We start from the raw sequence: 9158 nt of genomic DNA, 5'->3' as shown, positions 1-9158 counted from the left end.
GTCGCCCTTTTCCCCTGCCGTTGCGTCAGACTGTTTTACCGAAATCTGACGTGCATTCTCCCCATTCTCGAATACGATCGCCGCCGTCACCGAATTACCAAGCATATTGCCGCCTTCCAATATCATTCCGCGACGCCGCCATTGCTGCCGGCGTCAGCCTTTATGTCTGTCTCGTGCGGCCCTTTTTCAAAGGCATGCCGCCCAATTCAAACGCTCTCCTGACCGTCAAGTGGAACCCTCATCTTCCTCTTGTGGTCCGGTTTCGTGCAAAATCCATTCAGCAAAGCCAAACGCATGTCCCGCTTGCACATTTCATTCCATCGTCCAGTCAGGCCTCGCGTCCTTTCCAGCCGTTCATGTCAAACCGGCCGTCCCAACCCTCGTGACAAGAAGGGCAGGCCAGTTTGTCGATAGTGCGGCCTTGCCCGCATATCGGCCATGTCCACGCAACGCTTGAACAATGGCGCAATGTGCATCGTCGAGCGCACCCGGCAATTCCAATCGTTCACAACCAAAAGTCGCAGAGTGTCATTCCGGGCAAAGATATTGCACAGCTGAAAACCGCCAGTTCTGATTGATGGAACGTTGTGGAACCACCCCGTTACAAAAGGCTTAGGTGAAATTTGTGCCGCCTGTTGAAAGGCTGCCTTTTCATCTTGTTCACAGGTCTGTCCTGCGCCTTCTGTGAGGGGCATTTAGGCAGGATCGTGGCACAAGATCAATCGCGAATTTTAGCAGTCCGGAAGGCCCGGCCGTTGACTCTCATAGCGTGTCCTGCATGGACGGGAGCCCTTCGCAAGAGAATCGCTTTTGAATCAAGGGCTTTGAATTTTGACCCGGATGTTAGCTGGCGAAAAACAAAAAAAATAAAAAATTTCTTGACTCGTTTAGAGCCCGGACGGGCCTTGCCAGGAGGCGGTTGAGTCTATGCCTCCTCCCGCAACCATTTGAATTTATTAGAAAATTATTGTCATTGCGGAGACATATTAACTTTTTTAAAGGAAGGGGCTTCAGTCTGCCGGAAGTCCGAATCTGAAAAGCCCGGTCATGGACCGGGCTAATTCATTGATGATATTTTAATAAGCCGGCTTAAGCCGAGAGCGAGTTGACGCGGCTTGCGAGACGCGAAACCTTGCGCGATGCCGTGTTGGCATGCAGCACGCCCTTGGTGGCTGCGCGCATCAGTTCCGGCTGGGCTGCCTTCAGGGCTGCCTGAGCGAGAACCTGGTCGCCGGAAGCGATGGCTTCCTCGACCTTGCGGATGAAGCCGCGAACGCGCGAACGGCGGGACTTGTTGACTTCCGTGCGGCGGGCGATCTTGCGGGTCGCTTTTTTCGCCGAAGTTGTATTGGCCATTTGGTGTCTCTCTTCGAAATCTGACAAAAACTCTCTACCGCCGTGCCGGGTCACTGCGACCTGTCGTCCAAGCAAGTAGGGAGCAATATCGGAAAACCTTGGAGCGGCTTTCCAAACTGTGGGCGGCATATAGCCTTAAACAGCCCGCCCGTCAACGCGCTATTTTCGAAAACGCGGCTTGCGGGCATGCCCGGCAGTATCGGCTATTTCTGGCATTTCGGGCAATAGAAGGTGGAACGGCCCGCCTGCACGACGCGCGCGACCGTCCCGCCGCAGCCAGGCGTGCGGCAAGGCTCACCTTCGCGATCATAGACCGAGAATGAATGCTGGAAATAGCCGAGCGTGCCATCCGTCTGGATATGGTCGCGCAGCGACGACCCGCCGGCGGCAATGGCATCGGCAATGACGGCCCGGATCGCCTCGGTCAGGAGCACGAGCATTGGTTTTGGCCTACCCTTGGCATCCACCAGCGTGCCGGCGGCGCGCAGCGGCGACAGGCCGGATCGCCACAGCGCCTCGCAGACATAGATATTGCCAAGGCCGGCAATGGTCTTCTGGTCAAGCAGCGCCGATTTCAACGGCTGCGCCTTGCCTGAAAAACGGGCGGCCAGATAGGCGGCATCGAGCACATTGCCGGTCGGTTCTTCGCCAAGCCCGCGCAGGAAGACGTTGCCGGAGAGCGTTTCACGCCGGGCAAGGTCCATGAAGCCAAAGCGGCGCGGGTCGTTATAGATGACGCGGACAGGGCCGTTTGGGCCTTCCAGGTGGAAGACCACGTGATCGTGCTTTTCGCTTTTGCCGCGCGGATGGTGAAAATCGCCGGGTGTTGCGGATGCAGTGCCATCCTCCACCCGGAACGATCCGGACATGCCGAGATGCGCGATGATCACGTCGCCGCCTTCAAGATCGATCAGGAGATATTTCGCCCGCCGGCCAAGCGAAGCGATCCGTTGTCCCGACACCAGCGCTGCAAAGCCATCGGGGAAGGGGAAGCGCAGGTCCGCACGCCGCAGTTCGGCTCTCACCAGAAGCGCACCTTCCATGGCGGGCACAAGGCCGCGCCTGACCGTTTCCACCTCGGGAAGTTCCGGCATTCCTGTCTCCTCATCGTCAGCCAAAGGGCCGGGGCCATTTGGCAATTCCATTCGCAGCCCACATATCCTATAGCAAGCCGGTCTCGACCGGCGCGAATGCCGCAGGCCGCAGCCTGCGGCAGAGATAGCGTGGATGAAGCGAATTCGCTATGGTCGGCGCAACAGCGATTGAACGGAGTAGATCTTGATGACGGGTGAGCGCACTTCTGCCGATGGCGGCATGGAAACCTCCTACGGGTTTCGCCAGGTTGGCCAAGGCGAGAAACAGGCGCTCGTCAACGACGTCTTCCACAAGGTCGCCAAGCGCTACGACATCATGAACGACATGATGTCCATGGGGCTGCACCGCGCCTGGAAGGATGCGATGATCGCTTCGCTCAATCCGCGCCGATCCGAGGATTACAAGGTTCTCGACGTGGCCGGCGGCACCGGTGATATCGCCTTTCGCATTGTCGAGGCATCGGACCGCAAGGCGCATGCGACCGTGCTCGATATCAACGGTTCAATGCTCGGCGTCGGTGCCGAGCGTGCCGGAAAGAAGGGCCTGTCGCAAAATCTCACCTTCGTCGAGGCCAATGCCGAGGAGCTGCCGTTCGAGGCCAATTCCTTCGACGCCTATACGATCGCCTTCGGCATCCGCAATGTGCCGCGCATCGACGTGGCGCTCTCGGAAGCCTACCGCGTTTTAAAGCGCGGCGGCCGCCTTCTGGTCCTGGAATTCTCCGAGGTCGAGATGCCTTTGCTCGACAAGGTCTATGATGCCTGGTCGTTCAATGCGATCCCGAAATTCGGCCAGATGGTGACGGGCGATGCCGAGCCCTACCAGTATCTGGTGGAATCGATCCGCAAGTTCCCCAACCAGCGCGATTTCGCCGCCATGATCACCAAGGCCGGCTTTTCGCGCGTCACCTATACCAATTACACCGCCGGCATTGCCGCGCTGCATTCCGGCTGGAAGATCTGACGCATGATATCCATTTTCGTGAAGCGCTCTAAGGGGCTGCATCGGCGCGGCGGCAAGCCGCTATGAGCACGCCTGGAGCCTATCTTCGCCTCATCCGGATCGGCTGGGTTCTGGTGCGCGAGGGCGTCGTGTCGGCGCTGCCGTCGGAAGATTTGCCGCCGCTGCCCAAAGCCGCACAATCCGTCGCCGGCCTCTTTGCGCGCCGCCGCGCCAGGCAAGAAGACCGCAGCGACCGGCTGGCCCGCGCGATCGAGCGGCTCGGCCCCTCCTATGTGAAGATCGGCCAGTTCCTGGCCACCCGCCCGGATGTGGTCGGCGCCGAATTTGCCGAGGATCTGTCCTTCCTGCAGGATCGCATGGCGACGTTTCCGGTTGCCGAAGCGCGCGCCGCCGTCGAGGCCTCGCTCGGCCGTCCGGTTGCCGAACTCTACACCCATTTCGGCGACCCGATCGCCGCCGCCTCGATTGCGCAGGTCCATCCCGCAATGGTGCTGAAGGACGGCGTCGAGCAGAAGGTTGCCGTCAAGGTCATCCGCCCCGGCGTTCGCCAGCGTTTTGCCCATGATCTGGAGGCCATGTTCCTCGTCGCCGGGCTGCAGGAGCGTTTCCTGCCCCATAGCCGCCGCCTGCGGCCGGTCGAGGTGACGAAGACGCTGGAGCAGACCACCAAGATCGAGATGGATCTGAGGCTTGAAGCCGCAGCTTTGTCCGAACTCGGCGAGAACGCCGCAGATGATCCAGGCTTCCGGGTGCCAAAGGTCGATTGGGAACGCACCGGCCGCGATGTGGTGACCATGGAGTGGATCGACGGCACCAAGATGTCGGATGTCGAGGGCCTGCGCGCCGCCGGCCACGATCTCGATGCGCTGGCCGATACGCTCATCCAGTCGTTCCTGCGCCATACCCTTCGTGATGGCTTCTTCCATGCCGACATGCACCAGGGCAATCTGTTCGTCGATCAAAAGGGCATGATCGTCGCCGTCGATTTCGGCATTGTCGGCCGTCTCGGCAAAAAGGAGCGCCGCTTCCTTGCCGAAATCCTTTATGGCTTCATCACCCGTGACTACCGCCGTGTCGCCGATGTACATTTCGAGGCGGGATATGTGCCCTCCCACCATGATGTCGCAAGCTTCGCCCAGGCGATCCGCGCCATCGGCGAACCGATCCACGGCCAGCCGGCCGAAACCATCTCCATGGCCAAGCTTTTGACGCTGCTGTTCGAGGTCACCGAACTCTTCGACATGGAGACAAGGCCCGAACTGGTCATGCTGCAAAAGACCATGGTCGTCGTCGAAGGTGTCGCCCGCACGCTCAATCCGCGCTTCAATATGTGGAAAGCGTCCGAGCCGGTGGTCGGCGCCTGGATCCGCGATAATCTCGGCCCCAAGCGTATCCTCGGAGACGTCAAGGAGGCCCTTCATGCCGCCGTCAGGCTGGCGGAAGCCGCACCGGAGATTGCCGCCAAGACCGAGAAATTCTCGCGTGAAATCACCGCCATGGCCGAAAACGGCATGCGCTTCGATGCCCAGACTGCCGAGGCCATCGGCCGGGCCGAGGCGCGTCATAGCCGCTCCGGCCGTGCAGCGCTTTGGGTGATCGCGGTGACGCTGATCGTGATTGCCTGGCGGATGTTTTAAGCGGCTATTCCTTGCCGGACTTGATCATGATGTCGCGGAATTCCACTTCCACGGTGTCGGCGTAGCGCAGCCCGTTGGTCTTGTCGTGGCGCATGAAGGCGGGCGGCTTGATGGTCACGGTCAGCGTATATTTGCCGTCGCCAGGGACCTTGATATTGCGGCCATAATGGTAAAGCCCCGGGTGCCAGAGAAACGGCACCTCGAAAGGCCCGATCTTGCGGCTACCATCTGCGGGTTTCAGGCTCGCCTTGATCTTCAAATAGGGGATGAAGCGGTGATCGCCGGCATCGCTGACCGAGATCTCGATATGGCAATTCTCCGTGTCCGGCTCCGTCCATTCGAGTTCGCCTTCGCTTTTGAGCATATACATGCCCTCAGCCCGCTCCTGGGCATAGCCGACGATATAGTCGCCGGCCCGCTGCGTGCCGCCGCTGTCTGCCACCTCTTCAGCCATGTAGCGCAGGGATGCCTGGTAGGCGTCGCCCTCGGCGCGCGCCATGTCGAGTTGCTTGCGGTCGGCTTCGTCGCTGGGTTTGGTCGGTGGGGTTCGCGTGCGCATGGATAGAGCTCCGGCGTTTGTTGGATGCACGGAAACGTCGAACTTGCCGCTGAGGTTCCAAATCCGGGGACATCGCTGTCAGGTGAGGGGACACACCTCAACTGCCGCGTTGTTTTCAGTTTGAGTGGAAACATTGCGAAACGAAAAACGGGAAAGATTACAGAGATTTCATGATGTTGGACTTCATTATGGCGTAGTTTCAATCTATCTGTCGCGAAAATGAAGACCGCGACCCCTGATTGAAGCCGAAAGAGATGTGAATGGCGGATGCCACCCGGAAAATTGCTCCTGCGGTTGAAGAGCTGGACGCTGCTGCCGCGCCTCAGCCGGTGCCTGCCCGCAGCAGGCGCCGCCGGATGCGCAAGCGCTGGCTGATCCTTCCGGTTGTGGTTCTCGGAGCGGCTGCCTGGTACGGCTGGTCTGTCTATGGCAAGCAGGAAGCGGCAGCCGCCGCCGTAACGGAAATGCCGCTGCGCGGCGATATCGAAAATAGCGTCACCGCATCCGGTCTTTTGAGCCCCATCAAGGATGTCGATGTCGGCGCCCAGGTTTCGGGCCAATTGAAGAGCCTCAAGGTCGAGATCGGCGATAGCGTCAAGGAAGGCCAGCTGATCGCCGAGATCGACAGCGCCTCCATCGAAACGCAGATCGAAATCGCCGAGGCCGAGCTTGCCAATCTCGAAGCGCAGATGATCGACAAATCGGCGCAGGTGGTTCTGGCCAGTGCCAACCTGACGCGCCAGCGCGCGCTTGTGGCAGGCAACAGCGCCGCCCAGTCGGCGCTCGACGAGGCGGTGGCGGCCCTGGCGGCAGCGGAAGCCAATGTGGATTCGCTCAAAGCCCAGGTCCGCAAGCAGGAGGCAACGCTCAAGGATACCCGCATCAGCCTTGGCTATACCAAGATCTATGCGCCGCTGACGGGAACGATCATCGATACCTCGGCCAAGGAAGGCCAGACCCTGAATTCCAACCAGACGGCGCCGACCATCGTCACCATCGGCAATCTCTCGACCATGACGGTCGAAGCGCAGGTGTCTGAGGCCGATGTCGGCAAGCTGAAACTGGGCATGAATGCCTATTTCACCCTGCTTGGCCAGCCGGGCAAGCGCTATCCCGGCACCCTGCGCCAGATCAAGCCGACGCCTGCGACCGAAAACAATGTCGTGCTCTATTACGCCCTGTTCGACGTGCCCAATCCCGATGGGACGCTGATGATGAACATGACGGCGCAGGTGTTCTTCGTCGAGTCCTCGGCAAAGGACGTGCTGACCGTGCCGGTCGCAGCCGTTCATTTCGGCCGCGACCGCGCCTCCGGGGAGATTACGGTCGTCACCGCCTCCGGTACCCGTGAAACCCGCAAGGTCGAAACCGGCATCCGCAACCGGGTGCGCGTCGAGATCAAGGAAGGTCTGGATGAAAAGGACACGATCGTCGTCAGCCAAGGCTCCGGGGATGGCGGGTCCGGTGACAGAGCCACGTCCGGCCGGGGTAATTCGCGGCGCGGCATGCCGCCGATGTTCTAAGGACGCAATCCGATGACCCCGATCATCTCGCTCAAGGATATCCGCAAGACCTTCGTCAACGGCGACGTGGCTGTCGAGGTCCTGCGCGGTGTTTCGCTCGATATCCAACCGGGCGAATTCGTCGCCATCGTCGGCGCGTCCGGTTCCGGCAAGTCGACTTTGATGAATATTCTCGGCTGTCTCGATACGCCGACCGGCGGCCGCTATCTGCTCGAAGGCGAGGACGTCTCTGGCCTGAACGCCGACGAGCTTGCGGCAAGGCGCCGCCAGCTGTTCGGCTTCGTCTTCCAGAGCTACAATCTCGTGCCAACCGCCACCGCGCAGGAAAATGTCGAGATCCCCGCCATCTATGCCGGCATGCCGGCGCGCGAGCGTGAGGAGCGTGCGAGCATGCTTTTGCGCTCGCTGCGGCTCGGCGACCGGCTCGATCACCTGCCAAACCAGCTGTCCGGCGGTCAGCAGCAGCGTGTTTCGATCGCACGCGCGCTGATGAATGGCGGCCAGATCATCCTCGCCGACGAGCCCACCGGCGCGCTCGACAGCCAGAGCGGCAAGGAAGTGATGGCGACGCTGCGGCAGATGAATGAAGACGGCCATACCGTCATCATCATTACCCACGCCCCGGAACTGGCCGAATCCGCCGATCGCGTCATCGAAATCAGCGACGGCCTGATCGTCGCAGACCGGATCCCCGGCAATGTCAGGCGGATCGGCCGCGCCAAGCCGGTTCTGGCAGCCCGCAAGCCCGGAAAAGCCGCTATTATCACCGATGTCGCCGCCGCCGTGCGCATGTCGTTCCGCGCGCTTCGGGCCAATCTGTTTCGAACCATCCTGACATTGCTGGGCATCGTCATCGGTGTCAGCTCGGTCGTGGCGATGCTCGCCATCGGCACCGGCGCGCAGGATTCCGTGCTCAGCCGCATTGCCGCGATGGGTTCCGACCTTCTGGTCGTGCGGCCGAACATGTCGAATTTCCGCGGCGGCGAAGGCGGCAGCATCGTCTCGCTCATTCCCTCCGATGCCGATGCCATTCTGGAACTGCCCAATATCAGCTTCGCGGTACCGGAAATGTCGAGCACGCTGACGGTCCGCGCCGGCAATCTCGATACGCAGACGACGGTCAACGGCACGGTGCCGCAATTCCCGCAGGCCAAATCCTGGACCGTCGAGGACGGCGCCTTCCTCGAAAAGACCGATATGGATGCCTATGCGTCAGTCGCCGTGCTCGGCCGCACCGTCGCCGATGCGCTGTTTCCCGATGGCGCCGATCCGCTCGGCCAATATATTCTGATCAAGAACATCCCTTTCCAGGTCATCGGCGTGATGTCGAAAAAGGGCGCCAGCGCCGGCGGCAACGACCAGGACGATACCGTTCTGGTGCCGCTGTCGACCGGAAACCTGCGCCTTTTCGGGGCGAGAAACGTCCGCTCCATCACCGTGCAAGTGAAGGATGGCGACGCCATCAACGTGACGCAGGACCAGATCCAGGCGCTTCTGGATGAACGTCACAAGCGCCAGGACACACAGATCATCAACATGGCCGCGATCCGCGAAACCTTTACCGAGACCTCGAATATCCTCAAGGTCTTCCTCGGGTCGATCGCCGCCATCTCGCTCTTGGTCGGGGGCATCGGGGTGATGAACATCATGCTGGTTTCCGTCACCGAGCGCACCCGCGAGATCGGCATCCGCATGGCGACGGGTGCGCGCAGCCGCGATATCCTCACCCAGTTCATCGTCGAGGCTCTGGTCGTGTCCGCGCTCGGCGGCCTGATCGGCGTCGGGCTCGGCCTCAGCATTGGTGCGGTGGCGCAGGCCTTCGGCATCGCCGTCAGCTTTGCGCCGGGGCCCGTCATCCTTGCCTTTGGCAGCGCCTTCCTCACCGGGCTGATCTTCGGCTATCTGCCGGCCTATAACGCCTCTCGCCTGCAGCCGGCCGTGGCATTGGCCTCCACCTGACCGGTTCGGCACATCGTTCCGGTTGACGCAGCCTGCCTGATCGTTTCCACTGATGCCAGAGATCAA

General features: G+C 60.9%; 7 protein-coding genes. 4 read left to right on the top strand and 3 right to left on the bottom strand.

Annotated elements, in window-relative coordinates; translation table 11 throughout:
* Positions 1–1089 precede the first annotated feature (1089 nt).
* Positions 1090–1356 carry a 30S ribosomal protein S20 gene (gene rpsT / locus PYR65_RS21300; protein ID WP_060638011.1) on the bottom strand — a complete coding sequence of 89 codons (267 nt, stop codon included), beginning with the start codon at positions 1354–1356 and terminating at the stop codon, positions 1090–1092.
* Positions 1357–1559: 203 nt separating this feature from the next.
* The gene (gene mutM, locus PYR65_RS21295; RefSeq protein ID WP_276119417.1) at positions 1560–2450 is read right to left on the bottom strand and encodes a bifunctional DNA-formamidopyrimidine glycosylase/DNA-(apurinic or apyrimidinic site) lyase; all 891 of its coding nucleotides are present in this window, start codon (positions 2448–2450) and stop codon (positions 1560–1562) included.
* Positions 2451–2637: 187 nt separating this feature from the next.
* Between mutM and ubiE the strand changes: the two genes are divergently transcribed.
* Positions 2638–3414: a bifunctional demethylmenaquinone methyltransferase/2-methoxy-6-polyprenyl-1,4-benzoquinol methylase UbiE gene (gene ubiE / locus PYR65_RS21290; RefSeq protein WP_276121127.1), complete on the top strand. Its 777-nt coding sequence runs from the start codon at positions 2638–2640 to the stop codon at positions 3412–3414.
* Between the two features lie 62 nt (positions 3415–3476).
* Positions 3477–5051 (top strand): 2-polyprenylphenol 6-hydroxylase, encoded by a 1575-nt coding sequence (gene ubiB, locus PYR65_RS21285; RefSeq protein ID WP_276119416.1) that lies wholly within the window; start codon positions 3477–3479, stop codon positions 5049–5051.
* 4 nt (positions 5052–5055) lie between these two features.
* Here the strand turns inward: ubiB and PYR65_RS21280 are convergent, their stop codons facing one another.
* Complete coding sequence (locus PYR65_RS21280) at positions 5056–5610, bottom strand: iron transporter (RefSeq protein ID WP_276119415.1); 555 nt, start codon at positions 5608–5610, stop codon at positions 5056–5058.
* Between the two features lie 260 nt (positions 5611–5870).
* Between PYR65_RS21280 and PYR65_RS21275 the strand changes: the two genes are divergently transcribed.
* Positions 5871–7133: an efflux RND transporter periplasmic adaptor subunit gene (locus PYR65_RS21275; RefSeq protein WP_276119414.1), complete on the top strand. Its 1263-nt coding sequence runs from the start codon at positions 5871–5873 to the stop codon at positions 7131–7133.
* Between the two features lie 12 nt (positions 7134–7145).
* Positions 7146–9092 (top strand): MacB family efflux pump subunit, encoded by a 1947-nt coding sequence (locus PYR65_RS21270; protein WP_060638017.1) that lies wholly within the window; start codon positions 7146–7148, stop codon positions 9090–9092.
* Positions 9093–9158 lie beyond the last annotated feature (66 nt).

The organism is Pararhizobium qamdonense (genome assembly GCF_029277445.1).
In the GTDB taxonomy this organism is placed as follows: Bacteria; Pseudomonadota; Alphaproteobacteria; order Rhizobiales; family Rhizobiaceae; genus Pararhizobium; species Pararhizobium qamdonense.
This window is presented reverse-complemented; position numbering and strand designations above follow the sequence as displayed.

Coding starts and splice junctions, on each gene's coding strand:
- PYR65_RS21275 (WP_276119414.1), top strand. CDS start 5,871: ATGGCGGATGCCACCCGGAAAATTGCTCCTGCGGTTGAAGAGCTGGAC.
- mutM (WP_276119417.1), bottom strand. CDS start 2,450: ATGCCGGAACTTCCCGAGGTGGAAACGGTCAGGCGCGGCCTTGTGCCC.
- PYR65_RS21270 (WP_060638017.1), top strand. CDS start 7,146: ATGACCCCGATCATCTCGCTCAAGGATATCCGCAAGACCTTCGTCAAC.
- ubiE (WP_276121127.1), top strand. CDS start 2,638: ATGACGGGTGAGCGCACTTCTGCCGATGGCGGCATGGAAACCTCCTAC.
- ubiB (WP_276119416.1), top strand. CDS start 3,477: ATGAGCACGCCTGGAGCCTATCTTCGCCTCATCCGGATCGGCTGGGTT.
- PYR65_RS21280 (WP_276119415.1), bottom strand. CDS start 5,610: ATGCGCACGCGAACCCCACCGACCAAACCCAGCGACGAAGCCGACCGC.
- rpsT (WP_060638011.1), bottom strand. CDS start 1,356: ATGGCCAATACAACTTCGGCGAAAAAAGCGACCCGCAAGATCGCCCGC.